This window comes from Paenibacillus sp. FSL F4-0243 (assembly GCF_037963295.1).
In the GTDB taxonomy this organism is placed as follows: Bacteria; Bacillota; Bacilli; order Paenibacillales; family Paenibacillaceae; genus Paenibacillus_AQ.
Genome location: NZ_CP150151.1, coordinates 4,966,500 through 4,992,188, shown reverse-complemented (window position 1 = coordinate 4,992,188; position 25,689 = coordinate 4,966,500). Strand labels below are relative to the sequence as shown.

The 25,689-nt window shown below is 44.4% G+C and carries 23 protein-coding genes; 15 read left to right on the top strand and 8 right to left on the bottom strand.

Annotated elements, in window-relative coordinates; genetic code table 11:
* Nucleotides 1-72: 72 nt before the first annotated feature.
* The 3 genes from NSS87_RS22305 to NSS87_RS22295 all read left to right on the top strand — a co-directional run bounded on the left by NSS87_RS22305 (nt 73) and on the right by NSS87_RS22295 (nt 8,091).
* Nucleotides 73-6,516 (top strand): phosphodiester glycosidase family protein, encoded by a 6,444-nt coding sequence (locus tag NSS87_RS22305; RefSeq protein ID WP_339242839.1) that lies wholly within the window; start codon nt 73-75, stop codon nt 6,514-6,516.
* Nucleotides 6,517-7,003: 487 nt separating this feature from the next.
* Nucleotides 7,004-7,663, top strand: a complete 660-nt coding sequence (locus tag NSS87_RS22300; RefSeq protein WP_042190416.1) for a helix-turn-helix transcriptional regulator — start codon at nt 7,004-7,006, stop codon at nt 7,661-7,663.
* Nucleotides 7,664-7,782: 119 nt separating this feature from the next.
* A complete protein-coding gene (locus NSS87_RS22295; RefSeq protein ID WP_042190413.1) occupies nt 7,783-8,091 on the top strand; it encodes a hypothetical protein in 309 nt (102 codons plus the stop codon).
* Between the two features lie 183 nt (nt 8,092-8,274).
* Here the strand turns inward: NSS87_RS22295 and sda are convergent, their stop codons facing one another.
* The 4 genes from sda to NSS87_RS22275 form a co-directional block, all read right to left on the bottom strand.
* Nucleotides 8,275-8,448 (bottom strand): sporulation histidine kinase inhibitor Sda, encoded by a 174-nt coding sequence (sda, locus tag NSS87_RS22290; RefSeq protein WP_081382883.1) that lies wholly within the window; start codon nt 8,446-8,448, stop codon nt 8,275-8,277.
* 216 nt (nt 8,449-8,664) lie between these two features.
* Complete coding sequence (locus NSS87_RS22285) at nt 8,665-8,997, bottom strand: LytTR family DNA-binding domain-containing protein (protein ID WP_042190411.1); 333 nt, start codon at nt 8,995-8,997, stop codon at nt 8,665-8,667.
* 21 nt (nt 8,998-9,018) lie between these two features.
* On the bottom strand, nt 9,019-9,138 hold the full coding sequence (locus NSS87_RS22280) for a cyclic lactone autoinducer peptide (protein WP_143764066.1): 120 nt from the start codon (nt 9,136-9,138) through the stop codon (nt 9,019-9,021).
* A gap of 504 nt (nt 9,139-9,642) precedes the next feature.
* Nucleotides 9,643-10,308, bottom strand: coding sequence for a hypothetical protein (locus NSS87_RS22275; RefSeq protein ID WP_143764067.1), 666 nt, complete (start codon nt 10,306-10,308; stop codon nt 9,643-9,645).
* Between the two features lie 137 nt (nt 10,309-10,445).
* Here NSS87_RS22275 and NSS87_RS22270 point away from each other — a divergent pair, with 137 nt between their 5' ends.
* The gene (locus tag NSS87_RS22270) at nt 10,446-10,964 is read left to right on the top strand and encodes a DinB family protein (protein WP_042190399.1); all 519 of its coding nucleotides are present in this window, start codon (nt 10,446-10,448) and stop codon (nt 10,962-10,964) included.
* A 139-nt stretch (nt 10,965-11,103) separates the two neighbouring features.
* Here NSS87_RS22270 and NSS87_RS22265 read toward each other — a convergent pair whose 3' ends face one another.
* Nucleotides 11,104-11,673 carry a thymidine kinase gene (locus tag NSS87_RS22265; protein WP_042129772.1) on the bottom strand — a complete coding sequence of 190 codons (570 nt, stop codon included), beginning with the start codon at nt 11,671-11,673 and terminating at the stop codon, nt 11,104-11,106.
* A 158-nt stretch (nt 11,674-11,831) separates the two neighbouring features.
* Here NSS87_RS22265 and NSS87_RS22260 point away from each other — a divergent pair, with 158 nt between their 5' ends.
* From NSS87_RS22260 to NSS87_RS22250, 3 genes are read left to right on the top strand one after another with little or no spacing between them, the layout of a single operon-like run.
* Nucleotides 11,832-12,041 (top strand): hypothetical protein, encoded by a 210-nt coding sequence (locus NSS87_RS22260; protein WP_042129770.1) that lies wholly within the window; start codon nt 11,832-11,834, stop codon nt 12,039-12,041.
* A 17-nt stretch (nt 12,042-12,058) separates the two neighbouring features.
* A complete protein-coding gene (locus tag NSS87_RS22255) occupies nt 12,059-13,792 on the top strand; it encodes an ABC transporter ATP-binding protein (protein ID WP_339242835.1) in 1,734 nt (577 codons plus the stop codon).
* The gene (locus NSS87_RS22250; protein WP_042190395.1) at nt 13,773-15,632 is read left to right on the top strand and encodes an ABC transporter ATP-binding protein; all 1,860 of its coding nucleotides are present in this window, start codon (nt 13,773-13,775) and stop codon (nt 15,630-15,632) included. Before NSS87_RS22255 ends, NSS87_RS22250 begins: the two co-directional genes overlap by 20 nt.
* Nucleotides 15,633-15,804: 172 nt before the next feature.
* On the opposite strand, the gene NSS87_RS22245 is transcribed toward NSS87_RS22250, so the two are convergent.
* Nucleotides 15,805-16,110, bottom strand: coding sequence for a DUF2627 domain-containing protein (locus NSS87_RS22245; protein WP_042190393.1), 306 nt, complete (start codon nt 16,108-16,110; stop codon nt 15,805-15,807).
* Nucleotides 16,111-16,277: 167 nt separating this feature from the next.
* Here NSS87_RS22245 and lpdA point away from each other — a divergent pair, with 167 nt between their 5' ends.
* The 5 genes from lpdA to lipB all read left to right on the top strand — a co-directional run bounded on the left by lpdA (nt 16,278) and on the right by lipB (nt 22,154).
* Entirely contained in the window at nt 16,278-17,699 is a 1,422-nt protein-coding gene (lpdA, locus tag NSS87_RS22240; RefSeq protein ID WP_339242832.1) for a dihydrolipoyl dehydrogenase, read from the top strand.
* Nucleotides 17,700-17,829: 130 nt separating this feature from the next.
* Complete coding sequence (locus tag NSS87_RS22235; RefSeq protein ID WP_042190387.1) at nt 17,830-18,861, top strand: thiamine pyrophosphate-dependent dehydrogenase E1 component subunit alpha; 1,032 nt, start codon at nt 17,830-17,832, stop codon at nt 18,859-18,861.
* 3 nt (nt 18,862-18,864) lie between these two features.
* Nucleotides 18,865-19,851 carry an alpha-ketoacid dehydrogenase subunit beta gene (locus tag NSS87_RS22230; RefSeq protein ID WP_042190385.1) on the top strand — a complete coding sequence of 329 codons (987 nt, stop codon included), beginning with the start codon at nt 18,865-18,867 and terminating at the stop codon, nt 19,849-19,851.
* Nucleotides 19,852-20,009: 158 nt separating this feature from the next.
* Nucleotides 20,010-21,386, top strand: a complete 1,377-nt coding sequence (locus NSS87_RS22225; protein WP_339242828.1) for a dihydrolipoamide acetyltransferase family protein — start codon at nt 20,010-20,012, stop codon at nt 21,384-21,386.
* A 57-nt stretch (nt 21,387-21,443) separates the two neighbouring features.
* Nucleotides 21,444-22,154 carry a lipoyl(octanoyl) transferase LipB gene (gene lipB, locus NSS87_RS22220; RefSeq protein ID WP_339242826.1) on the top strand — a complete coding sequence of 237 codons (711 nt, stop codon included), beginning with the start codon at nt 21,444-21,446 and terminating at the stop codon, nt 22,152-22,154.
* A gap of 82 nt (nt 22,155-22,236) precedes the next feature.
* Here lipB and prli42 read toward each other — a convergent pair whose 3' ends face one another.
* Nucleotides 22,237-22,338 carry a stressosome-associated protein Prli42 gene (prli42, locus tag NSS87_RS22215; RefSeq protein ID WP_094872112.1) on the bottom strand — a complete coding sequence of 34 codons (102 nt, stop codon included), beginning with the start codon at nt 22,336-22,338 and terminating at the stop codon, nt 22,237-22,239.
* 94 nt (nt 22,339-22,432) lie between these two features.
* On the opposite strand from prli42, the gene NSS87_RS22210 reads away from it, so the two are divergent.
* On the top strand, nt 22,433-23,560 hold the full coding sequence (locus NSS87_RS22210) for a tripeptidase T (protein ID WP_339242825.1): 1,128 nt from the start codon (nt 22,433-22,435) through the stop codon (nt 23,558-23,560).
* 95 nt (nt 23,561-23,655) lie between these two features.
* Here NSS87_RS22210 and NSS87_RS22205 read toward each other — a convergent pair whose 3' ends face one another.
* Entirely contained in the window at nt 23,656-23,829 is a 174-nt protein-coding gene (locus tag NSS87_RS22205; protein WP_179085764.1) for a hypothetical protein, read from the bottom strand.
* Nucleotides 23,830-23,906: 77 nt separating this feature from the next.
* Here NSS87_RS22205 and NSS87_RS22200 point away from each other — a divergent pair, with 77 nt between their 5' ends.
* Both NSS87_RS22200 and NSS87_RS22195 read left to right on the top strand, forming a co-directional pair.
* Nucleotides 23,907-24,479, top strand: coding sequence for an NUDIX hydrolase (locus NSS87_RS22200; RefSeq protein WP_076299537.1), 573 nt, complete (start codon nt 23,907-23,909; stop codon nt 24,477-24,479).
* Entirely contained in the window at nt 24,470-25,669 is a 1,200-nt protein-coding gene (locus tag NSS87_RS22195; protein ID WP_339242823.1) for an endonuclease Q family protein, read from the top strand. The genes NSS87_RS22200 and NSS87_RS22195 overlap by 10 nt, the downstream gene beginning before the upstream one ends.
* Nucleotides 25,670-25,689: the final 20 nt, after the last annotated feature.

The window sequence follows — 25,689 nt, the reverse complement described above, 5'->3', positions numbered from 1 at the left end:
TATTATAACCCTATGATGTTGTCCAAGCTCAGATCGTTATTAGGACAGCCAAGTGGGGAGGATGTCAACACAGTGAGAAGGTATCTAAGGCAAATTAATGTGGCAGTTATTTTTATTTTGTTGATTTCGTTGTTGCAGCCGGGAGTATTTGTTCACGCTTCCATTTCTGATTTACCAGCAACAAACTACGGAACCGTTATTGATGTACGTCAAACAGAGCTCGCACCTGGGGCGATGTACACCTGGATGGATCTTCAGAATGAACGTGGTTTACAAAAGATTCATGCAGTGGAGTTCAACCCAGGGCAAGGCCATTTAGAACTGCAGGCAGGTACGAAGGATGGAAAGGTATACGGTATGAAGGGTGTTACAGAAATGGCCGCTTATGCGGATTCGCCTGGAAACCGGGTGATCGCAGGGATTAACGGTGATTTTTATGAAATCTCCGGTTTTGCTACGGGTGTTCCTAATGGATTATTTATGGATGATGGTGTAATCCTGAATAGTTCGATTTCTGCGTTTACTTTCGGTTTAAAAGAAGATGGCAGCTCGATTTATGGGGTGCCGAAGCTGACCAAGAACGTAACGATTAATGGAAAAACAACTAATTTAACCAGCATCAACCGTTATCGAAATACGAATGAGCTGGTTCTTTATACGGAAGATTATAATACAACTACAAAGTCGACCAATGAGGGTGACGAGGTTGTTCTAGATATTGTCGAGGGAGAAGTGAAGAGCGGTCAGACCTTGAAGCTGAAGGTATCTGAGATTCGCAACAATCAAGGCAATACGCCGCTTACCAAAGGAAAAGTAGTTTTGTCTGCTAACGGAACGTCTCGTGCTGTTCTGCAGGGGTTATCGGTTGGCGATAACGTTACTGCGACCTTTGCGCTTAGTGGAGAATGGAATGATGTGAAGGTAGCTATTGGCGGCGAAGGGCCGCTGGTAAAAGACGGAGTAGTTCAACAAGGTGTAGGGCCTTTAGGAATTCATCCACGTACAGCCATTGGGACAAAAGCGGACGGAAGTCTCGTTCTATTCGAAGTGGATGGAAGATCTCCAGGTTTTAGCGAAGGTGTAGATACGGATGAGCTTGGCTACATTCTGAAGGATATGGGCGTTGTGAACGCCATGAATCTGGATGGTGGCGGCTCTTCTACTTTTGTGGCCAGAATGCCGGGTGCATCTGGTGTCAAAATGATGAATCAGGGCTCTGATGGCTATGAACGTAAAACCGGCAACTGTTTGCTGGTCGTCAACACAGCCCCAGAGCAATCATCAGCTTCTAAGCTAGTTGTGCAACCGAATGCGGAACGTATTTTGCAAGGCTCCAGCTTTATGTTCAAAGCAGCAGGAATGGACGAGAACGGCCATCCGGCACCTTATTCGGGTACTTTGAATTGGCAGGTGGACGCTGACCTTGGTACTGTCGATGCGAACGGAGTCTTCACCGCAGGAACCACTGCCGGCACAGGAACGGTAAATGTAGAGGTGGGGGCAGTCAAAGGCAGTGGGGAAATCGAAGTCGTGGATAAGCTCACAGACCTTAGGTTTCCTGATGAGATCAAAACTTATTCTTCAGGTGCTGCTGCGCAATTAACTGTGAAGGCGCTACGTAATGGACAGGTAATTCAAGCCGACAACCATAGTTTTGAATGGCGGGTAGAGGGCGAGATCGGAACTGTAGATGAGAAAGGTCTGTTTCAAGCGACGAGTGAAAATGGGAAGAACGGGAAGATTTATGCTAAGTACGGGGACGCCCAGACCTCTTTTGAAGTAAATGTAGGGTTACCGCCTGTAATGCTGGAGGATTTTGAGAATGGCATTGATAAATATATTGCCTCCAGTGCAGCAGCTAACAGTGTGGCGATTCAGGAAGTGACTGATCAGGATTTTGTCCGTAATGGGGATAAAGCCTTAAAGCTGGAATATGATTTTGTTAATAAAACAGGCACATCGGGTGCTTATTTAGCCGCAAGCTCAACTGCCAATCGGATTCAGATTCCGGGGTATCCTGAGAAAATCAGTATGTGGATCTACGGAGATGGCAAAAAGCACTGGCTGCGGGGACAGATTCGTGATGGCAATAATGCGGCAGTGCCTGTGGATTTTACAGATCAGGTGAATGGAGTGAACTGGACGGGGTGGAAATACGTCGAAGTATCCGTTCCTAAGGGAAAAACCACCCCGTTAACGATGGATATGCCTGTCCGCTATATGGAGACAAGCAATCTTAACAAGAGCGCAGGTGCAATTTACGTTGATGATATTCGTGCCATTTATGGTCCGATAGAGGAGGATAGAACACCTCCTGTGCTTAAAGATGCCTATCCTGGCGTGAACGAGATTGTCAAAACAGCTACACCGACCCTTTCCGTCAATGGTGAGGATGATGGTTATGATCCAGTGGTGCATCCGGGAACGACCTTAATCGATCCGGACAAAACACGAGTATATGTGGACGATCAAATAGTGGAGCATGGCTTTTATCCTCCAAAAGGTCAGATCACTTATAAACCAAAGGTTCCACTTACAGAAGGCCGTCATAAAGTAAAAGTTGCCATTCGCGATTTGAGCGGTAACCAGACGATAAAAGAATGGTATTTTACAGTGAATTTGGGCTCTCCGTTCTATGTATACAAAACACCAGAAGTAGTATACGCCGGCAACACCTACACATTGGACGTAACGGCAGAGAAAGCGAGCAAGCTGAAGCAAGGAAATCTTACGTTTGCTTTTAATCCGGCTGCAGTTAAAGATTTGCAGGTAATTCGTGGGGATAAGGTATCAGAAACGCAAATGGAGTCAATCATTGATCCAGCCTTGGGCACTGTGTGTCTTAACCTAACGAATATCAATTCCTCCAATCTACGAGATACGGATTTCATCGGACAAATTCAATATACGGTTCGAAATGATTATGTGGGTCCCTTTACTCAGGAGCAGCTCGCTGGGGATACAAGCAAACCTTTTGTAATTGAAAATACATCCGGATCTGTAACTTCGACAGAAGGTACCGGGGTTCCTATTTCTTTTATTGGAGCGGCTGTTGAATCTGTTGTAAAGACACAGTTGATGCTCACTTGGAACCATTATGATCTTGCGAAGGGCTTTGATGCGTCTTTTGCGGTAAAAGATCTGAATGGAAGTGTTGTTGAAGGTGCGAAACTACTTTTCGACGGATTGGAGGTACAAGGCGCAACTTCAGAGGGAAGTGGGACACTTACTACTGGCCTTGTCACTTCAGCAGAAGGAACTTTTAAATTGCAGGCAGTAAAAGGAAATACCTATAGTCCTGTAATGACGTTCAAGGTTGCTCCATATGACGGTACTGCTGCCCCGCGTAATGTTAATGTTACGATGGGCCAGGATGCAGCGACTTCTCGCCAGTTTACTTGGCAGACAGAACCGCTAACCGTGAATACTGTAGTAGAACTTGTGGAAAAAGCAGAGTTCACAAGCTTTCAAGCCCTGAATGTAACAAAAATTACCGGCAACAGTTCAATTTACAATACCAACAATGATGGAACGATGCGAGTTCATAAAGCGGAAGCAGTAGGGCTTATCCCTGGAACCGAATATGTATATCGTGTGGGGGATGGGGAGTCAAATGTAAGTGAGCAAGGAACCTTCGTTACAAGCGGAGGGGAGAGCGCTTCTACAAAATTCCTATTTATCGGAGATTCTCAAGCAGATTCTAAAGCGGGATTTGGTCTTTGGGGCAATACGATAGAGGCTGCTTTTGCCTATATGCCGGATGCTGAAATGCTGGTCCACGCTGGAGATATGGTGGATAAAGGCTTTGAACAAGAGCAGTGGAACTGGTGGTTTGATGCAGCCCAAAAGCAGCTGATGAATACCACGCTTGTTCCGATTATTGGGAACCATGAAGTGATGGGAACCAATGGCGATGGGGATTACCTGGCGCAATTCAATAACCCGCAAAACGGTGCGGCGAGCGTAAAAGGTACGAATTATTCTTTTGACATTCAGGATACACATTTTGTGGTTATGAATACAGAGCATTCAGGTGCTCCGTTCACTGAACAGGCAGAGTGGCTGGATCAGGATCTATCCGCTACAGATAAAAAGTGGAAGGTGATTTTTTTCCATCAAGGGCCCTATGGCAGCATCTATTCGAATGAACAGGTGCAAGCAAAGTGGGTGCCGGTGTTTGATAAGCATAATGTGGATTTAGTGATGAACGGTCATGATCATATCTATTTGCGAACTTTTCCGATGAAGGATGGTAAACAGGTTGCAGAAGGCGAAGGCACACGATATGTTATCGGCGGTTCCTCCGGTCCTAAGTTCTATGCGCTGACGCCACGTTTTTGGCAGGAAAAAATATATGACGAAGATGAGCAAATCTATACGGCTGTTGAAATTGGGAAGAACGAGATTACGGTTACGGCAAGAACGGTAGACGGTGTAGAAATTGACCGTTTAGTGATCGGAAATTTTGTTCCAAAATCCATCACGCTGGATCAAACAGCTGTTGAGCTTGAGCCTGGTGCTAGTCTGCAATTGCAAGCTAAGGTAGTGCCGGATGAGGCTAATCATCTGACAAAACTTTGGTCCATCGTTCCTGAAAGGGCAGAATCAGTAGTTACCGTAGATGGAAATGGCTTGGTTACTGCGCTAAAACCAGGGACAGCTAAGGTGAGAGTCACAGTGGCAGGTTACCCGAATATTTTTGCGGAAAGTAAGATAACTGTAGATGCGCTGCAAGCGATTAAGCTTCAGGGCAAAGGACAACTTAAACCAGCAGAGGTCGACCAGACAGTCACCGAAGCAGTCTATGCATCCGGTAAACGAATCCCAATATTGGATGGACTTCATTATTCCAGCTCGAATGAGCATATTGCTACAATCAATGAACAGGGCTTGGTCGAGGCTCATCAGGAAGGCTCTACTGTGATCTCAGTAACCTACAGGGAGTTCGCCTCGGAGTATAGTCTCGTGGTAACAAATGATGAGGCTCCTATTCTTACAGAAATAACGATAAAAGGGCCGGATTCGCTGGAACAAGGAAATAAAGGCTCCGTTGTTGTTCAGGCGGTATATAGTGACGGAAGCAAGCAAGAATTGGTCGAGGGCGTAAGGTATGATACATCTGATCATTCCATTGCAATGATTAGTGAGAATGGGGAGCTTCACGCATTGAGTGCTGGTATAACAAAAGTCAGCGCTGTTTATAAGGGGTTCAGCACTGAATATATTTTGACAGTGACTGAGAGCACGCCAGGTACGACTCCGACACCAAGCCCAGAGCCAACACCGGAACCAACACCAAGCCCAGAGCCAACACCAACACCAGGAGGCTGGGTGCCGGGACCTGCGGTGACAGCAACGCCGACTGCTACACCGACTCCGTCGGCATCTGCACAAGCGGGTGTAGTAACCATAACAGCCTCTCAACTGTCAGAGAACAAGAATGCTCAAGGTGAAGTTGTGGTTTCTGTTGACGGAGCGGTTACGGAGTTGCTTTTACCAGGCAATGCTGCAGAGCTGCTTGGACGCGCACCGCTTAGAGTGGTTATGCAGGATTTATCCGTTACGCTTCCTGCTACAGTACTGGCTGAACTAAGTAAGCTAATCTCAGCTGAGGCTCTTGCCAAGAGTACGATTTCACTACGGTTGAACACGTTAGCTAGTAATACAGCCGTGGATCTGTTAGATCGTGCAGGTACACTAGCTGGAGCACAATTGAGAGCGAAAAGTGATCTGCGAGATTGGTCGCTCAGCATCCTCATAGAAAATGGCCAGTCCTTCTCATTAAGACAGTTTGCAGAGCCGATCACGATTTCATATAAGGTCGGTGCGACTGTAGAGCAAAGTTTATTGGGTATTTATTTTATGGATGATGCCGGTAAGTTGGAGTATATGAGCAGTACATGGATGAATGGTTATCTATCTGCTGCTGTCAGTCATTTTAGTAAATATGTTGTATTAGAATATGACAAAACATTCAATGATCTGAAGCCGGATCACTGGGCTTACCTTGCTGTGAAGCAGCTTGCGGCAAAACAGCTTGTACAGGGGGTAGCTGTGGATCGTTTTGATCCAAACCGTGCGGTTACACGTGCCGAGTTTACAGCGATGTTAGTCCGTGCGCTTGGCTTAAAAGGTCAAGCAGTAGCTGGTTTCACTGATGTACCTGCTGATAAATGGTATGCAGAAGCAGTAGGGTTAGCAAAACAAGCTGGAATTGTTAACGGTCAGACCGCTTTACTGTTTGAACCGGATGCCAAGATCTCTCGTCAAGAGATGGCAGCGATGCTGGCTCGTGCATATGCATACGCCAATAACAGCGTATCTGTAGCTAGTCTTAACGTTTCAGCATTTAATGATATTGGCACTGCACCACAATGGGCTCAAGAGGCTATCAGCGAGGTGTACAGACTTGGATTGATGCAGGGACGTGCTGTAGCGCAATTTGCTCCGAAGCAAAACGGCACACGTGCCGAAAGTGCACAGATGATCCTCAATCTGTTGAGTGTTTTGGAGTAACGATTATTGCCAGTTCCAGGTTGTTGGGACTGGCTTTTTTTTTAACAAATTGGATTAGCTGGAAGCACACAATGGTTTGCATACAGTAGATGGTTTGGGATCATTATGGACTGTATTGCAACGATTTCAACTTTTTGGTCACTTTTTCCAAGTTTTCGGACATCACAACTCTTATTGTCATATTTTTGCACCGAACCGTAGTATATTTTAATGAACAGTTGCATCTGAGTCCGATTGCTGAGCGAAATGGCATAAATCAGCTTAATAAGATCTCCTCGGTCCGATACGCTGTAATTCCCAACCAACGATTACAATCCAGAGCCTGGCAGATAAGTATCAAATCTTCTCCGATCTTTTGGAAATGTAGTATTATATTGGGTTTTTAGTACTGAGAATCACCCTTCAGAGGCAAGTAATTACTAGTATTAATTGTTATAAGCCAACACAAATTGTTATGTTGTGTTATGATAGTAGGGAGGTGACTCCCATGAATGATTTTGAGAACTATCCCGATGAGCTGGGTAATTTCATTCGGCACATCAGAAAGACGAGAGGGTTAACCTTAAGAGGACTGGAAGAAAAGAGCGGCATAAGTTACTCACAGCTTAGCAAGATCGAGCGTGGAGAGAGTATTCCGCTAAAAGACAATCTGGACAAGATCATCGAAGCACTTGGAACAGATCTGAAGAATCGGATGTATCATTTGGCAGACTATATGCCAGATATTGAATATATCAAGACCTTAAAGCATGGTTATGAGCTGCCACAGCTTAAACAGTCTCAGGACTACATTTATGAGACGGCATTTAACAAGCTTAAGGAATTCAGGGCAAAGGAAGGTAAAGAAACATCTTACGTTTCCTTTGATTCTAATGAAGTCATAGTTTATGAAACGGAATATGGGGCAGGAATGGTAATAGAGAAGATTGAGAAATACAATCTTACCGACGTCCTGAACGATAAGTTTGAGGGTTGCCTCGACTCCTTAAGAAAGAGCCCTCGGAAAGGGCGTCAAGCCTTTCTATTTGGCGAGTGGTTACGGGAGTGCGTTTATGAGCTGAAGGAAGAAGAACAGGATCAGGTCATACAAGCGCTCAAAGAATTTACGCAGTTTAAAGTACAACAGATAAAGGGTGCTTATAAATAATGTGTGTTTCATAAATGATCTCAAAAATGAATAATGTTGCCCTTTCTTGCAGCCATCTATTCATCTTGATCCATAAACTAACAACTAAAAATGGTTTGACAGAAAAGGGGATATTAATAATGAAAATTAACATGAAGTTTACCAGCAAGGGAAAAGTCGCTATAGAGAATTTTAATAACGAGGAATTGCTGGAGATCTTCGCACGATACATCAAGACATTATCCAAAAAGTATGATATCGAAGTTGATGTTCCTCTTGAAGAGAATCAAAATATTGTTGGTGATGGCGCTGTAATTGCGACTGCACAAAATGTGAAATGCGATGTAGAAACATTTTTCAAAGAGCTGGGTAGAGATATTAAAGTTCCTTTGAAGAAAAGACTTGGCGGAAAATTGGAAAATGTATTTAAAACGGAAATTACGGAGTAGAAGATTACTCTATTTCAGGGAGTAGTCCTTACTGAACATAAAGAAGGTAGGGCCTTCAGGAGGCTCTACCTTCTTTATGTTGATGATGTTAACATGAAGACAATCTAGAGAACACTCGCAGTGAAGCCATAGGAAGTTATGTAATTATGTCATAATTTGCGAATTAATTTGTGTATGGGGATGTTATGATTTTTCAGTTTGTATGAGATCTCTACTGTCTAAGATCTCTCTAACAATCTCTATGAAATCTGGTAAAGCTTGTGCCTCAAGCGCTAATTTATAGATGTTAAGTAATTCTTCATCAGATATTGATTCAAGAGATGAGGGGCGTGGTGAGGGATGAAAATAGTAATTCATTTGGTTCCTCCATCATATATTTGTTTTTATTACACATTTATATATATGGTATCATTTGGAATACAATCCGTCTCCTGTCATTCATCCTATGAATTTTTCTTTACATCTTAGGGGAATTATGGCATAATAGCTATTTTGTGTGATAATGGATTGGTTTACTTTGAATTTTAATAAACAAAAACAATCCCGACATGTACAGTACATGTCGGGATTGTTTTAATCAGAATCTTTCTTATGAGTAGATAAGTACTTCTTTAGGCGAGGTTCATTGGATTCCGAAACGGTAGTGAACTGCTTACCTTGATTAAAGCATACAATCTTGCGTCCGGGATCATAGCCTTCTATGTTGTTGATATTAACGACGTTGCTGCGGTCAAGGCGTTCGAATCCCTTACCCTCATACGCTACGGAAAGATCGGAAAGCGTGGTGGGGAGAATAAATTCGCCTTCTTTCGTATGGACGAATATTGTATTCTTATAATTGGAGAAATACAATATATCTTCCTCTAGAATATCACTAGAGGAACCGTCTTTCTGTAAGACACGCATCTTTTCCCCATCCTTGTTTGATTACTTGCGCAGTTCTTTTGGAATCTCAGGGCTGTTAGCAAGTGGTTTCAGAATTGTTGCAAAAACAACAGCAGAAATACCTAATAGGTTAGAAGCATAACGAGCTAAATTTTTCTTCATTTGATTGGCCTCCTTTGTAATGGAATTATAACTGTAAAGGATTGAACTAAAAATGCCAATCCAATGACAGACGAATGGATCCAAAAATTCAAAGAAACCAGAATTATGGAAATGATCTTTAAACCCAAATACCATTCTTTGGGGATTTGCGCATTAGCATCAGGATTTGGAGCACATAAGATCATTACAAGCAAAGAAAAAAGATTAATCCAAAGGATATGGTTATGTATTAGATAAGTGATATGAGGGATCAGTGAACAGATAAAGATAGATACAATATTGCAGGACCTTGCGGATTTTAAATGCACTCCACCAGAAGACATTCTTAGGAGCATGCAGCTAAATAAGGCTAAGAATGTTTCCTTTAGCTGTCCAGTGAGCCCGCCGATGCATAACGAAGTTATAATAATGAATAAAGTATTTAAAATAATGCTAAGGGCATAATGCATGATTTCAATGGAATGCGTTTGCTCTGGATTACTTTTCTTAATGAGCTCAACAATTTTAAAAGTTAAATGACTCATAGTTATTTCTATCCTTTTTGTGTGAGAAATATAGATATCCCCATAATAGTACTCCATAAAAAATTGGGATGAAGAAAGAGAAAAAAGATTCAAAAAAGTAGGTGAGTAAAGTAACGACAATTACTGTAGGAAGATTAAGAGCAAATAATAATTTTTCGCTAGTCGTTGGTTTAATTCTTACATCGGGTTTGTCAGGTACAAAGTCAAATCCAATACGTTTATGACCCACATACATACCAATGAGAACCGCGGCTAATGCTGATAATATCTGCATTGTCATTATGTTTTTTGTAATCGGTTCCGAAGTATTTAGAGGCATGTTGATTACAGAGTCTAATAGATACATAATTATGGTTTGAATCACCGAGTAAGCTTGATAAGCCATTCCGGTTAATATGGAAGCGTAGAAGGGATGAATCCGGAATAACATCCACATAAAACAAAACATTAGTGCATATTGTGAGAAAGTATCTAATGAAGCTATCCCATAGTTGATTCTAAGGGTATAAGAAAAAAAGCCCATAATAAAACTAGCAAACAACATCTCTTTATGATATAAGTCAATTTTGAAAATTTTGAAAGCCAGAAAGAACATTGCATAGGTCTCTAGTATTGAAAATATCATAAAAAGCATAAAATCTATCATGCCGACACTCCCGATGACTTCTAGTTTAACTAACCCTATTATTGCAAGTATCGTATAAAATGGACTAAAATACAACAACTACAGTATAATTTTCCTCCTATTTTTTCAAAAAAATTCAAAATGAGAGGGGTTTAGACATGGATCGACGTCCAGAAAGCAGTGAGTATCTTGAAGAATTATCAAAGTATGTCGATTTAGTGCCAGTTGAAGGGGACATTTGTACTGTTTTTAGAGCGCAGACGGATGAGATTTGTAGCTTTATTTCGAACCTTACGGAAGAACAAGGAGAGCATCGTTACGCTCCTGATAAATGGAGTATTAAGCAAATGGTTGGCCATCTAGCGGATACTGGAAGAATTATGTCTTATCGTTTGTTGCGCGTTGCAAGAGGAGATAAGATCCCGCTGGCGGGCTTTGATGAAAAGGACTATGTGCCTACCGCAAATTTTGAAGCACACACTCTAGAAAAACTACTGGCTCATTACAAGCTTGTCCGAGAGTCAACGCAAGCTCTGTTGGACACTTTGCCGGAAGATGCATGGACTCGTAAGGGAACGGTTAACAATGCAACCATCTCCGCGAGAGCAGTGGCGTGCGTATTGATTGGGCATGATCATCATCATTTGAATATCCTTAAAGAAAGATATCTGGTTTAATCGAGTTTTATTTTAAAAAAAGCATTCCTGAGGCCATTGCGGCTTCGGAATGCTTTTTTAGCTAAAGGTATATATTTTGGGCTCCCCCGCAATGTACCTGAGTAAGTATCGAAGCAAAGCCTCACTTTGTGGGTATATTTTATAGTGGAGGATTCTTGTGACATTTACGGCACACTGGATAGTAGGCTTCATTGCCGCCAATTTGGATTTGCTTGCCGCTGTATACAGGCTTACCATTTTCTACTCTTAGAGCCATTGTTGCTTTACGCTCGCAGAACCAGCAAATGGTCTTCATTTCCTCGATTTTATCAGCGTAAATCAGCATGTATTTGCTGCCTTCAAATAGCTGGTTCTGGAAATCATTTTTAAGTCCAAATGCCATAACGGGAATGCCTAGTTCATCCACAATCCGTACTAGCTGAAGAATGCAGTCCTTGCTTAGAAATTGACATTCATCAATTAGTACACAGTGGGGTTTGGGCTGGTTACTGCTGACGATATTATAAATATCGGTATTCTCGTCGACGGGTATGGCCTGTTTCCGCAGCCCAATACGGGAGGAGATAAAACCAACTTCGTCCCGATCGTCTATGGATGGAGTGAAAATGAGCACCGATTTCCCTTGCTCTTCATAATTATGCGCAACCTTGAGTATCTCAATAGATTTACCGCTGTTCATTGCTCCGTATTTGAAAAACAATTGTGCCACTTCCATCTATCCTTTCGTATAAGCCAATTATCTAATCTTAAAAATGCGACCTTATTAGAGTATCATATTCGTGTCAGCTGTATCCAGTGAAAACATTGCGATAGAATTGAATGTGGTATGATAAAAGGAATCATGTGATTGGAAAGGAAGTAATATGTGTGACTGAAAAAATAGACGAATACAAGGAACGGTTAGCTCTGATTCAGCAGAATGGAAATCTTTCTATCGAGGCTGAGGCTTTGCTGGAAGAGATGATGGCAGATTTGGTGGAATTGAATCGAAGCAATAAAGCGCTGCGGCGGGCAATAATGAAAACTGGGCAGGCTTCCACAATGTCGACTCGTTTAAGGGATGCACTGTACGAATAGAAAAAGAGGGTATGCGAATGGGTTTGATTTTCTCTTTTCTTAAAAAATATATAGTCGCTGCAATAGCTGCCCTAGTGATGATGCTTATTGAACTAGCGGTGGAATTGTCACAGCCTTTACTCATTTCCAAAATTATTGACCAGGGCATTAAAGAACAAAATTCCTCTGTAGTATGGCTCTGGGGCGGTGTATTGATCGGCAGCGCGGTAGTTGCGTTTATAGCTGGGGTATTAAGTTCTTTTTTTGCTGCCCATGCGAGTCAGAGCTTTGCGTTTGATCTTAGGGACAAGTTATATGAAAAGGTACAATCGTTTACATATGAAGTATTCAATCGGTTTGCCACCTCGTCGCTGATCACGCGTCTGACCGGCGATGTATCGCAGCTGCAGGACACTATATTTATGAGCCTCCGCTTTATGACACGGGTGCCACTGGTTGTGGTGGGCAGTGTGATTATGGCATTGGTTGTTCATGTGAAGCTGGGGTTATTTCTCACTGTAGCTCTACCTTTGTTGCTTCTCTTCCTTTACTTCATCATGAGAAAAGCTTCTTTGTTATTTCGCAACGTACAAAATCGGCTAGACGGTGTGAATGGTGTAATCCAGGAGAATTTAACGGGAATTCGCTTAATCCGTGTGTTCGTGCGCATGGGACATGAGATTGGACGTTTCACGGTCTTTAGCGGGAATTTGATGAAATCCACGGTATCTGCGCTACGTTTGACAGAGACAACGATGCCATTTGTTATGCTTATTGTGAATGCAGCGATTATGTCGATCCTATGGTTTGGACGGATTGAGATTGCAAATGGGGATGCTACTTTAGGAGAAACTGTTGCAGTTATTAACTACTCTTTACGAACCATAGGAGCGTTGTCAGCTATATCTGGACTTGTCGTTACAATTTCCCGAGCACGTGCCTCCTCACAGCGTATTACAGAAGTGATGTCAGCAGGCGCTGGAGTTAAGGAAGGCGGAGCCGCAAAGGGCGAACCAATACAGGGTCACGTCCGATTTGAAGGCATCAGCTTCAAGTATCCTGAGAGTGATATTTCGGTGCTAGAGGATATTACTTTTGAAGTTGCTGCTGGTGAGCGTGTAGCGATTATGGGAGCCACCGGATCAGGAAAGTCTTCTCTTGTCGGTCTAATCCCACGTTTATATGGAGAGACAGAAGGTACCATTCGTATTGATGGGCAAAAGAGCACCGATATCGATATTTCAAGATTGCGGCGATCGATCGGTTACGTTCCTCAAGAACTGCAGCTCTTCAGCGGATCGATTCGCGATAATATCGCTTGGGGCAATGAACATGCCACACAGGAACAAATCGAACACGCAGCAGCTGCCGCACAAATTCACGCAACAGTGATGGATCTGCCCAATGGCTATGATACAATGCTTGGTCAGCGAGGGGTAAATCTGTCTGGTGGACAAAAGCAACGCTTGACCATTGCTCGGGCGCTTGTGAGGAAACCTGCTATTTTGATCCTCGATGACAGTACGAGTGCGCTTGATGCTGTGACAGAAGGACTTTTGCTGGAGGCACTGAAAGAGATTTCATGTACAACCTTCCTGATTACTCAGAAGATCAGTTCTACTGCATCTGCAGATTTGATTCTGCTGTTGGATGAAGGACGCTTAATCGGTAAGGGAACACATGAGGAGCTTATGATAAGCTCTGCGCTGTACCGCAAGATTTATGAATCACAGGTAGAGGAGGCGAAGCAGCATGTTCAAAGCAATTCTTGAACCCTTTCGTCACCCAAAACCTGTCATTGAGCTTGGAGCAGGAAGAAGCCTTGGTTCAGCTGCTGGAGGGAAGCCAAAAGCAAAGGCGAAGGATTGGGGCGGCACGCTCATGCGGATTTGGAGCTACCTTGCCGAGCGTAAAGCTAAGCTTTTTCTCGTTCTCTTAATGGTAGTCTTCAGCTCGGCTTTAGCACTGCTCGGGCCTTATATGATTGGTAAAGCTGTGGATGATTATCTGGAAGGTACTGGCGGACGATCGTGGACGATTTTTCTGATCAGCTTAGCTAGTGTTTATATCTTCTATTCATTAACTTCTTGGCTGCAAAATATATGGATGATTGAAATTGCCCAGGAGACCGTATTTCGGATGCGCACGGAGTTGTTTTCCCATCTTCATCGGTTGCCCATCTCTTTTTTTAATCGGAGACAGCAGGGCGAAATTATGAGTCGCCTCACCAACGATATTGAGAATGTCAGCTCTACGCTGAATAGCTCAGCTATTCAGATCTTTTCTAGTGTTTTGACATTGCTCGGCACGGTGGGGGTAATGCTCTGGCTCAGTCCTCTATTGACGCTGCTCACGTTCCTGGTTGTGCCGTTAATGTTATTAGGCATGCGCTGGATTACTCGGCGTACGGGTCCGCTTTTTAAGGAACGTCAGCGCAATGTGGGTGAGTTAAACGGTTATATAGAAGAGACGTTATCCGGTCAACGGATTATCAAAGCTTTTTCACAAGAGGAACGGGTCATCGCTGGTTTTCATGAACGCAATGAGCGAATTATGCTCTCTGGATACTGGGCACAGTCGATTTCTGGCTTCATTCCTAAGCTGATGAATGGACTTAATAATTTGAGCTTCGCTATTGTGGCTGGAGTCGGTGGTTTGTTAGCGATTCGCGGAGCGATTACGGTCGGTGTGATTATTGTGTTTGTAGAATATACGCGTCAATTTACTCGCCCTCTTAATGACTTAGCGAATCAGTGGAATACACTACTGTCAGCGGTTGCGGGAGCGGAAAGAGTGTTTGAAGTGCTGGACGAAGAGACGGAAGCTAAAGATGAAGGTGCAGCCACTTCGCTGGTTAAAGTTGAAGGTGCAGTGAAGTTCGAAAAGGTATCTTTTTCATATGACGGAAGTTCTAACACACTGCATGATATTAGCTTTGAAGCGAAGCCTGGTGAGATGATTGCCTTAGTAGGACCTACCGGTGCCGGCAAAACAACACTTATCGGGCTGTTATCTCGTTTCTATGATCCTAATCAGGGTAAGATTACGCTGGATGGCTTAGATGTCACTTCGATTCGGCGTGAAAGCCTGAGGAGCCATATGGCGTTTGTATTGCAGGACTCCTTTTTATTCAAGGGCAGCATCCGCGATAATATTCGTTACGGTAGACTGGATGCTTCCGATGAAGAGGTCGAGGCGGCGGCCAAGCTGGCTAACGCTCATTCTTTTATTATCCGAATGCCGGAAGGTTATGATCGAATGCTCTCTGCAGATGGTAGCGGCATAAGCCAAGGACAGAAGCAATTGCTATCCATTGCAAGAGCCATTCTTGCCAATCCTTCGATGCTTGTTCTTGATGAAGCCACTAGCAGTATCGATACGGTGACCGAGATCAAGATTCAGGAAGGACTTCAGGCGCTAATGAAGGGACGGACTAGCTTCGTTATTGCCCATAGACTGGGCACCATCCGTGCAGCTGATCGAATTCTTGTTCTTCAAGGGGGCAGATTGCTGCAGCAGGGCTCCCATGAGGAGTTGTTGAAGCAAGGTGGCTTGTACAGCGAGTTGGTGCAAGGCGGTCGTAGAGAAGTACTTGATAAGGCTAGGCTTTAAGCTGTGCATAAAAAGGCGGGAGTTTTCAAGGAAGCGCAGGTCGCGTCCATGAAAACTCTCGCCTTTATGTAATGTGTGGATATTTATTATACATTGAAGTGAGTTGTCGGATGGTTTAATTGCAGAATGTGCAATAGATTTCGATTGTACAATGAGGGGATGATTATGCTGCTTATGAGATCGTTTCTTGCGCGGCAGCTTGTTTCGCTTTTTGTTTCTCCTTGAACCGAGGGCCAACATAATTACGTTTGCGGTCTCTTGCCAGAATCCAGCCGCCAAGGAAAGTCATACCTGCTGCAAAGAGCAGAAACCCTCCGCCGAAATGCAGCCAAGCGAAATCTGGAACAACGGAGTCATCGCCATGCATAGAGATATAATCAAAAATATCGTCCTTCATCATTAAGAAGCCCTTCATTGCGATTAAACCAGGAAACACAAGAATAAGGATGGCAATGAAGCGTGAAATTAATAGTTTCATAAGTGTCTCCTACCCCTCTTAGCCCATTAGATTCAACCATATGATAACGCTTTAGTAAGAAAAAGTCCATTTGGATATGACGTTTATAAGTTTTGTAATACGCTAAAAAGAGAGTACAATATACAATGTAAAATGAACTTACGTGTAATGACTGGAGGATACATATCATGACAATTTCATGTGACGTGGCCATACTTGGCGGAGGAACCGGGGGATATGTGGCAGCCATTCGCGCTGCACAGCTTGGAAAGTCCGTCGTCGTCATCGAAATGGACAAACTGGGAGGAACCTGCCTTCACCGTGGCTGCATCCCTAGCAAATCGCTGCTCAGAAGTGCAGAAGTATATGCTGAAATCAATGAGAGCGAGAGCTATGGCATTGAGACAAGCGGTGTACAGCTTGTATTCCCAAAAGTACAAAAGCGCAAGGAAGCGGTAGTTGAACAACTTCATCAGGGCGTACAATATTTGATGCGCAAAAATAAAATACAAGTTATTAAAGGCAAGGGGCGCGTGACGGGTCCCTCTATTTTTTCACCGCGTAGTGGTGCTGTTGCTGTGGAACTAGAAGATGGTGAAATGGAAACAGTGGTCTCTAACCATCTTATTATTGCTACAGGATCTCGTCCGCGTGTATTACCTGGTCTGGAACCAGACGGGAAAGTTATTCTTAGCAGTGATGAAGCGCTCACCCTCGACGAGTTACCCTCTTCCATCATTATTGTTGGAGGCGGAGTAATTGGGGTGGAATGGGCCTCTATGCTGATTGATTTCGGAGTACAGGTTACGGTAGTTGAAGCTGCTAGTCAGTTACTCCCTCAAGAGGATGAAGAAGTAGCTAAAGAACTGCAACGTTTACTTAAAAAACGTGGTGTTAAAGTACTGACTGAAACTACAGTGGATGCTGCAACCTGCAAGGTAACGGACGATGGAATTTCGATCGATGCCCGTAAGGGAGAGCAAACTCAAAGTCTATCTGCAGAAAAGTTGCTTGTATCCGTAGGTAGAGTAGCGAATGTAGAGAATATTGGTCTGGAAAATACAGATATTCGCTTTGATAAAGGAATTATCGCTGTAAATGCTAGTATGCAAACGGCTGAGCCGCATATTTATGCGATTGGCGACTGTATCGGTGGGCTACAATTAGCTCATGCCGCTAGCCATGAAGGTATCATGGCGGTAAATCATCTCTCCGGTGAGAAACTTCATCCTTATCAAACACATCTTGTACCGCGTTGTGTCTACACACGTCCTGAAGTTGCGAGTGTGGGTCACACTGAGAAGGAAGCTAAAGCATTGGGACATGATGTAGTAACTGGTAAATTCCCCTTCTCGGCCATTGGCAAGGCGATTGTGTACGGTCAGAAGGACGGGTTTGTTAAAGTTGTAGCGGACCGAAGCAGCGGAGATATTCTCGGTGTGCAGATGATAGGCCCGCATGTTACGGATCTAATCGGGGAAGCTGCATTGGCTCAACTGCTGGATGCAACACCTTGGGAGGTTGGGGAGGCTATTCATGCTCACCCTACACTTTCGGAGATCGTTGGAGAAGCGATGTTAGCTGTAGATGGAAGATCTATCGGGATTTAGCTTTTCTTTTTGGGTAGAAAGGGATTATAATAAACTCAAGCCAAGTCTTAGTACCAGGTTTTAAGATCAGGATACAATTGGTCTTAAATCCTGTAAGGCTCAGGCTTTATGAATAAGGAGGTATCTCTTTATGGAATCCCAAGATACTGTAGAAACGATTAACAGACATAAGCAGCTTGGACTAAGTGACGGCCAGGTCATCGATATGTACAGATATATGCTGCTCGCACGTAAATACGACGAGCGCAGTCTGCTGCTTCAGCGCGCTGGCAAGATTAACTTTCATGTCTCCGGCATTGGCCAGGAGGCGGGTCAGGTAGCAGCAGCATTTGCGCTGGACCGGCAGAATGATTATTTTTTACCTTATTACCGTGATTATGCTTTCGTACTCTCCGTGGGTATGACTACTCGTGAATTGATGCTGTCTGTGTTCGCAAAGGCAGAAGATCCAAACAGTGGTGGGCGGCAAATGCCAGGTCACTTTGGTAGTAAGCGTCTGCGTATTGTGACAGGCTCAAGTCCTGTAACCACGCAGGTCCCTCATGCGGTTGGTTTTGCTTTGGCAGCCAAAATGCAAAAGAAAAAATTCGTCTCATTTGTAACCTTCGGGGAAGGCTCTAGCAACCAAGGCGATTTTCATGAAGCTTGTAACTTTGCCGGAGTGAATAAGCTACCGGTTATTATCATGTGTCAGAATAATCAGTACGCGATCTCTATTCCTGCTCACAAACAGCTTGGCGGTAAGGTCAGCGACCGAGCTCTGGGTTATGGGTTTCCAGGTGTGCGTGTAGACGGCAATGATCCACTGGAAGTATATCGTGTCGTTAAGGAAGCTCGGGAAAGAGCACTTGCGGGTGAAGGTCCTACGTTGATCGAAGCCATGATGTACCGTTTATCTCCACACTCCACCTCGGATAATGATTTGGCTTATCGGACCAAAGAAGAGGTTGATGAGAATTGGAAGAAGGACGGCGTAGCAGGATTCCGAAATTACCTAATTGGTCTAGGACTTTGGAGTGACGAGCAAGAACAAGATCTTATAGCTGAATGCAATCTTGAGCTTAAAGCAGCTATCGAATATGCTGACAACGCTCCGTTTCCGAAACCGGAAGATACACTGCTGCATGTTTACAGTGATTCCGACCTGAAAGGAGGAGCATAAACCATGGCTATAATGGAATATATCGATGCCATTCGGCTCGCGATGAAGGAAGAAATGGAACGCGATGAATCCGTGTTTGTGCTTGGTGAGGACGTGGGTCTCAAAGGTGGCGTATTTACCACAACAAAAGGCCTGCAAGAACAGTTCGGTGAAGAGCGTGTACTAGATACACCGTTAGCGGAATCAGCTATAGCTGGTGTGGCGATTGGTGCAGCTATGTATGGTATGAAGCCGATTGCTGAAATGCAGTACTCTGACTTCATGCTTCCAGCAACGAATCAAATCATTAGCGAAGCGGCCAAAATCCGCTATCGTTCAAATAACGATTGGAATTGCCCGGTTGTCATACGTGCGCCTATCGGCGGCGGTGTATTCGGCGGTCTATACCATTCTCAGTGCCCGGAATCGATTTTCTTCGGTACACCAGGATTGAAGATTGTCGCACCTTACTCAGCTTACGATGCAAAGGGACTACTGAAGGCAGCCGTACGTGATCCTGATCCGGTTTTATTCTTCGAGAACAAAAAGTGCTATAAGCTGATCAAGGAAGAAGTGCCAGAAGGTGATTACACTGTTCCAATTGGCGAAGCTAATCTGCTGCGTAAGGGAACAGATATTACGGTTATTGGTTATAGTTTGCCATTGCATTTTGCGATGCAAGCAGCAGAAGAATTGGAGCGCGAAGAAGGTATTACAGCGCATATTTTGGATCTGCGGACCTTGCAGCCTCTTGACCGTGAGGCGATCATAGCTGCTGCTCGTGAGACAGGAAAGGTTCTTATTGTGCACGAGGACAATAAAACGGGCGGTATTGGTGGCGAAGTGGCGGCGATTATCGCTGAGCATTGTCTATTTGAACTAGACGCGCCGATCTTCCGTCTTTGTGGTCCCGATGTTCCAGCGATGCCAATCAGCCCGCCAATGGAGAAGTTTTTCATGCTTAGCAAAGAAAAAGTGAAGGCGGAAATGCTTCGACTGGCGCAATATTAAAATAGTTGAGTGGACGCGAAGCTTCGTACAACTTAAAGATTATGCTTACGATGCAAGTTTTACTGCGAAGTATTTCTAAGAAGCGAAGCTTCGTAAAACTTTTAAGATTATGCTTACGAAGTGAGTTTTACTTCGTAAAACATTTGAGGAGTGAAAAGATGTCTGACAACCAAAAGTTGACTGACGTGATCATGCCGCAGCTGGCGGAATCGCTAGTATCGGCGACGATCGGCAAATGGCTGAAGAAACCGGGCGATCCGGTAGAGCAATACGAACCAATATGTGAGCTTATTACAGATAAAGTAAATGCTGAATTGCCTTCAACAATAGATGGAGTTATGGGTGAACTATTGGCGGAAGAAGGTCAGGTTGTCAATGTCGGCGAAGTCATTTGTCGTATTGCCGTGCCTGTGACTGCATCTGCTGCTGCTGCTGCAAACGTGACTAACACTAACACAGTTGCAGCTAATTCCTCTAATAATGTTGCAGGACAAAGTGCGACTTCAACTGCTAACGATACGATGCGTGCACGCTATTCTCCTGCGGTACAGACTTTGGCGGGTGAGCATAACATCGACCTGACTTTAGTTATGGGTACTGGTATGGGTGGCCGAATTACCCGTAAGGATGTGCTGGCCTTCATCGAAAGTGGCGGAGCTACATCTCCAACTTCGATTTCTGCTAGTCAACCAACCCCAGTGGTGTCACAACCGCCTGCTCCACAGTTCGTTCAAGCCCAAGAGAAGAAGACGGAAGAGCCTCTTCGCCATTCGGGTCTACATTTGAGCGAATCTCCTCGTATTCCAACAATTGAAGTCGAGGGTGGCCGAGGCAGCAGTTCGGAATACCTGATTGATGTAACACCAATCCGGAATACAATCGCTACAAGAATGCGCCAAAGTGTCTCGGAGATTCCGCATGCTTGGACAATGATTGAGGTAGATGTGACTAATCTGGTCGCACTGCGCAATAAACATAAGGATGAGTTCAAGCGTAAGGAAGGTATCAATCTAACCTATCTGGCTTTCATGATGAAGGCTGTTGTGAGTGCGATTAAGGATTACCCGATTATGAACTCTGTCTGGGCTGTAGACAAAATTATTGTCAAACGTGATATCAATATCTCGTTAGCGGTAGGTACTGAAGATTCGGTTATCACTCCTGTAATTAAGAAGGCCGATCAGAAAAACGTTGCCGGGCTGGCACGTGAGATTGATGAATTGGCACAAAAAACCCGCGAAGGCAAACTGAGTCTGGAAGATTTGCAGGGAGGGACTTTCACTGTAAATAATACCGGCTCATTTGGCTCCATTCTTTCTTATCCAATCATTAACTATCCACAGGCAGCGATTTTAACGTTTGAATCGATTGTAAAAAGACCTGTGGTCATTAACGATATGATAGGTGTACGGTCAATGGCTAATATTTGTCTATCGCTGGATCATCGGATTCTGGACGGAGTGATTTGCGGTCGTTTCTTGCAACGCGTCAAGGATAACATTGAAGGGTATACCCCAGATACGAAACTTTACTAAAAAATAATAACGAGCCAAACTGTGCAGGCATGAGACTGAAAAAGGGGACCTGACGGTATGAATAATTCGGATATTCGTAAGCTGCAGATTTCATATGACCCTATTATGGAGTATGGGGAGGCTTGGGATCTGCAAAAGGAAAGTGTGCACGCCATTGATGCTGGTGAGCAGCCGGAACGATTGATTCTTTTGCAGCATCCGCCTACCTATACTATTGGTTCACAGAATCATCCCGAACATCTTCTTCTAGATGAAGAGCAGCTCAAAGAAAAAGGAATTGCGCTGTTTGAAATCGACCGGGGAGGAGATATTACATATCACGGACCGGGTCAGCTTGTAGGTTATCCGATCCTTATGCTCGGTGAAGAAGGTAAGGTAGATTTACGCGGGTACTTGCGCAGTCTGGAAGCAGTGATTATTGATTATTTGGCATCCTACGGAATTGTAGGGGAACGGAAGCCGGAGTATACAGGGGTATGGGTTGGCGACGAGAAGATCTGTGCCATTGGTGTCAAGTTTAACAAAAGCAAATTCCGAAGAGGGTTTGTTACTAGCCATGGTTTTGCTTTTAACATTTCCGAAGGAATATCTGGATACGGCTTTCAAGGAATTATTCCATGTGGTATCACTGAATTTGGAGTAACTTCCTTAGAAGAGTGTGCAGGTCGTCGTTTTGAACTTCAAGATGTGGCCAAAGAATTGGTCCCGTACTTTCTAAGACACTTTCCTTACGAAGAGCAGGATGAGTTCTTTGACACTATGGCTTAAGGTTAATTAACGAACTAACAGGCAAGCCAAATAGCGGCAAGGGAATCCTTAGCCGCTATTATCAATGTTCCTTGTGTAGATATTAACCTGCAAGGAAAGGCTCGATAACCATAAAGAGCGTAGAGGCAATCATGGCGAACAACATGACGTAGATGAAGATTTTGAACCACTTATTACGTTGCATGAGTAACTCCTTTAGATTTAGTTTAAGTTAATAGCATAAAGATGGTCTTTCTGTACAACCATTGTAACGTATTCACGAAAGAGAGGGAAGTCCAGTGATTTCACAAGACAGATTGATTCAAGAATTTATGGAGCTTGTCCAAGTTGATAGTGAAACAAGAAATGAACGGCAGATTGCCGATGTGCTCAAGAGCAAATTTAACGCTCTTGGCTTAGAAGTTACCGAAGATGATTCCCAGGAAAGAACTGGACATGGAGCGGGTAATCTGTTCATTACCTGGCCGGCTGAGAACGGTGGAACTGCACCAAAGCTTCTGTTCACTTGCCACATGGATACAGTTGTTCCTGGACAAAATATCAAGCCTACGCTCGGCGCAGATGGATGGATTACAAGTGACGGCACTACGATCCTTGGAGCAGATGACAAAGCTGGACTAGCTGCACTATTCGAAGCAATCAGAGTGATTCAAGAGCAAAAATTGCCACATGGTCAGATTCAGTTCGTAATTACTGCGGGTGAAGAATCTGGATTGCTAGGTGCACGTTCGATGGATCCGAGTAATTTGGATGCAGACTTCGGTTTCGCACTCGATTCCAATGGTGAAGTCGGTGCGATTGCAGTTGCAGCACCTACACAAGCAAAGATTACGATGCAAATCTTCGGGAAATCAGCTCATGCAGGTGTTAATCCAGAAGACGGCATCAGTGCGATTCAAGTAGCCAGCAAAGCGATTGCTGCCATGAAGCTTGGTCGGATCGACAACGAAACGACTGCGAATATCGGTAAATTCGCTGGCGGCGGACCTACGAATGTGGTGTGCGATCACGTTCAATTGGACGCAGAAGCACGTAGTATCGTGCAGGAAAAAGTTGGCGATCAAATCGCTTCGATGCGTGAGGCACTGGAGACCACTGTCCGCGAATACGGTGCAGAATGCGAATTCCGCAGTGAAATTATTTATCCAGCGTTCAGCTTTAATGAAAATGATCCAGTGGTACAGCTTGCACAGCGGGCTATCACTTCTATGGGTCTTACGCCGCGTCTGTTCCACTCTGGTGGAGGAAGTGACGCTAACGTATTCAATGGCTTAGATGTTCCGACCATTAATCTCGCAGTAGGATACGAGCATATCCATACCACTAAGGAACGGATTAAAGCCAAAGATATCGTTAAAGTGGCTGAGCTTGTAGTAAATATTGTTAAAGAGAGTGTGAAGGGCTAACCTAAAGTTCTTTTAATTAAATGAAGGAGCTGCCTCCAAGTTATTAAGCTTGGGAGCAGCTCCTTATATTTATAAAAGCATGTTTGATTAAGAATTCACCCTGCTTTGGTTGGAATGATCTTGGATTGATCCTTTAGGGAGAGAATGTATGAGAGAGGCATATCGGGCCCATACCGCTCTATCCACCTAGCTAAAATGGCCTTAATTTCTTCCGGTTTACCTACCATTGTAACTGCGGATGAGCTTGTACGGCTGAAGATTTCGTTCATCTGAAATTCCTTCTTTCCCTTTAAGTTTGCTATAATACACCGTATGCACAATAGAGAAAAAGGAGACCAAAAACTTTATGGGAGAACAACATTTGCACAGCAAACCCGAGCTTGATGAAGTGACATTATCTACACAGCCTGTTTTTGATGGGAAGATTATATCTTTACAGGTGGACACAGTGAGACTGCCTGATGGAAATACTGCGACACGTGAAGTTGTGAAGCATCCCGGCGCCGTAGCGGTGCTTGCTTTAAACAACAACAAAATGCTTGTTGTAGAGCAATACCGTCAGCCCATGCAACGCACTGAAGTAGAAATTCCGGCTGGGAAGCTGGATAAAGGTGAAGATCCATTAGTTGCGGCTGGTCGTGAACTTCAGGAAGAGACTGGATTTCACAGTGGAGATCTGAAATTGCTTAAATCCTTCTATACTTCTCCCGGCTTCGCCGATGAGATTATTCATTTGTATGTGACTACTAATGCAAAGCCAGGGGATATGTCCCTGGACGAGGACGAATTTCTAGAAGTTTCGGAGCTTACCCTGGAGGAAGCGTATCAATATATGGCTGATGGGCGCATCGCGGACGCGAAGACGATGATGGCAGTGTATGCTTGGCATCTATATACGCTGACAGGCCAATGGAATTAACAACTGAATTGAAGAGTTTCTATTGCGATCTGCATGTTCATATTGGACGAACGTCGGAAGGACAAGCGGTCAAAATCAGCGGCAGCCGCGAGCTTACCTTTGCGGGCATTGCCAAAGAGGCTGCAGAGCGCAAGGGACTAGAAATGATCGGTATTATTGATAGTCATTCACCAGGCGTTCTACGTGATATTCAGCGTTCCTTGGAATCTGGAGAGATGACGTTAGCTGAAGGTGGAGGGATTGCTTACCGAGGGACTACGATCATTCTGGGAACAGAGATTGAAATCCGCGAGCCTGGGCGAAAAGAGTGCCATGTGCTCGCCTACATGCCGGACGTGGAGCGCATGACCGATTTTAGTGCGTGGATGAGCCGCTATATGCGGAATGTGAATCTAAGTTCCCAGCGCCTGTATGCTCCGGCTAGAGAGCTTCAGGATGAGATTTATGGGCGGGGAGGCATTCTTATCCCTGCACATATATTCACACCTCACAAGGGCTTGTACGGCTGTGCAGCGGAGCGTATGGCAGACATCTTTGATCTGGATCGCATAGCAGCAGTTGAGCTAGGGCTGAGTGCAGATTCGGAAATGGCGGGTTATCTTTCTGAGCTGGATAACTTCACATTCCTAACGAACTCTGATGCGCATTCACTGGGCAAACTAGGTCGCGAGTATAATGTAATGGCGTTGGCACGACCTTCTTTTGCTGAACTACGACTCGCACTAGAACGTAAGGAAGGGCGGAAGGTAACAGCCAATTTCGGACTTAACCCCCGGCTGGGTAAATACCACCGAACCTACTGCGGAGGTTGTGGCAGTATTATTGACGAAGCTTATGTCACATCGGAACGCTGCCAGTATTGTGGCAGTCTTAAATTGGTGAGAGGTGTATTCGACCGGATCCTAGATATCGCAGACCGCAAGACGCCTCTAGTACCCGCAAACCGTCCGCCTTATCACTATCAGGTTCCACTTGAATTTATTCCAGGCCTCGGGAAAGCTAAGATGAACGCGTTACTGCAAGCTTTTGGCACGGAGATGAACATTTTACATGGTTGTGGTGAAGCGGAAATTGCTAGCGTAGTAGGAGTGGATTTGGCGGCTATGATCGTTCGGGCCCGCTCAGGCATATTGGAATTATCAGCAGGCGGTGGGGGAACATACGGTAAAGTCGTACAACCTGGAAAGTAGAGTTATTGTCCTAAGGACAA

Excerpts from the sequence above, each read along its gene's own strand:
- NSS87_RS22255 (WP_339242835.1), top strand. The coding sequence starts at position 12,059 with ATGGGTTTGATTTTCTCTTTTCTTAAAAAATATATAGTCGCTGCAATA.
- NSS87_RS22280 (WP_143764066.1), bottom strand. The coding sequence starts at position 9,138 with ATGAAGAAAAATTTAGCTCGTTATGCTTCTAACCTATTAGGTATTTCT.
- lipB (WP_339242826.1), top strand. The coding sequence starts at position 21,444 with ATGAATAATTCGGATATTCGTAAGCTGCAGATTTCATATGACCCTATT.
- NSS87_RS22250 (WP_042190395.1), top strand. The coding sequence starts at position 13,773 with ATGTTCAAAGCAATTCTTGAACCCTTTCGTCACCCAAAACCTGTCATT.
- NSS87_RS22230 (WP_042190385.1), top strand. The coding sequence starts at position 18,865 with ATGGCTATAATGGAATATATCGATGCCATTCGGCTCGCGATGAAGGAA.
- NSS87_RS22225 (WP_339242828.1), top strand. The coding sequence starts at position 20,010 with ATGTCTGACAACCAAAAGTTGACTGACGTGATCATGCCGCAGCTGGCG.
- NSS87_RS22200 (WP_076299537.1), top strand. The coding sequence starts at position 23,907 with ATGGGAGAACAACATTTGCACAGCAAACCCGAGCTTGATGAAGTGACA.
- NSS87_RS22235 (WP_042190387.1), top strand. The coding sequence starts at position 17,830 with ATGGAATCCCAAGATACTGTAGAAACGATTAACAGACATAAGCAGCTT.
- NSS87_RS22205 (WP_179085764.1), bottom strand. The coding sequence starts at position 23,829 with ATGAACGAAATCTTCAGCCGTACAAGCTCATCCGCAGTTACAATGGTA.
- prli42 (WP_094872112.1), bottom strand. The coding sequence starts at position 22,338 with ATGCAACGTAATAAGTGGTTCAAAATCTTCATCTACGTCATGTTGTTC.
- NSS87_RS22245 (WP_042190393.1), bottom strand. The coding sequence starts at position 16,110 with ATGAAACTATTAATTTCACGCTTCATTGCCATCCTTATTCTTGTGTTT.
- NSS87_RS22285 (WP_042190411.1), bottom strand. The coding sequence starts at position 8,997 with ATGCGTGTCTTACAGAAAGACGGTTCCTCTAGTGATATTCTAGAGGAA.
- NSS87_RS22295 (WP_042190413.1), top strand. The coding sequence starts at position 7,783 with ATGAAAATTAACATGAAGTTTACCAGCAAGGGAAAAGTCGCTATAGAG.
- NSS87_RS22300 (WP_042190416.1), top strand. The coding sequence starts at position 7,004 with ATGAATGATTTTGAGAACTATCCCGATGAGCTGGGTAATTTCATTCGG.
- NSS87_RS22275 (WP_143764067.1), bottom strand. The coding sequence starts at position 10,308 with ATGATAGATTTTATGCTTTTTATGATATTTTCAATACTAGAGACCTAT.
- NSS87_RS22270 (WP_042190399.1), top strand. The coding sequence starts at position 10,446 with ATGGATCGACGTCCAGAAAGCAGTGAGTATCTTGAAGAATTATCAAAG.
- lpdA (WP_339242832.1), top strand. The coding sequence starts at position 16,278 with ATGACAATTTCATGTGACGTGGCCATACTTGGCGGAGGAACCGGGGGA.
- sda (WP_081382883.1), bottom strand. The coding sequence starts at position 8,448 with ATGAATTACTATTTTCATCCCTCACCACGCCCCTCATCTCTTGAATCA.
- NSS87_RS22195 (WP_339242823.1), top strand. The coding sequence starts at position 24,470 with ATGGAATTAACAACTGAATTGAAGAGTTTCTATTGCGATCTGCATGTT.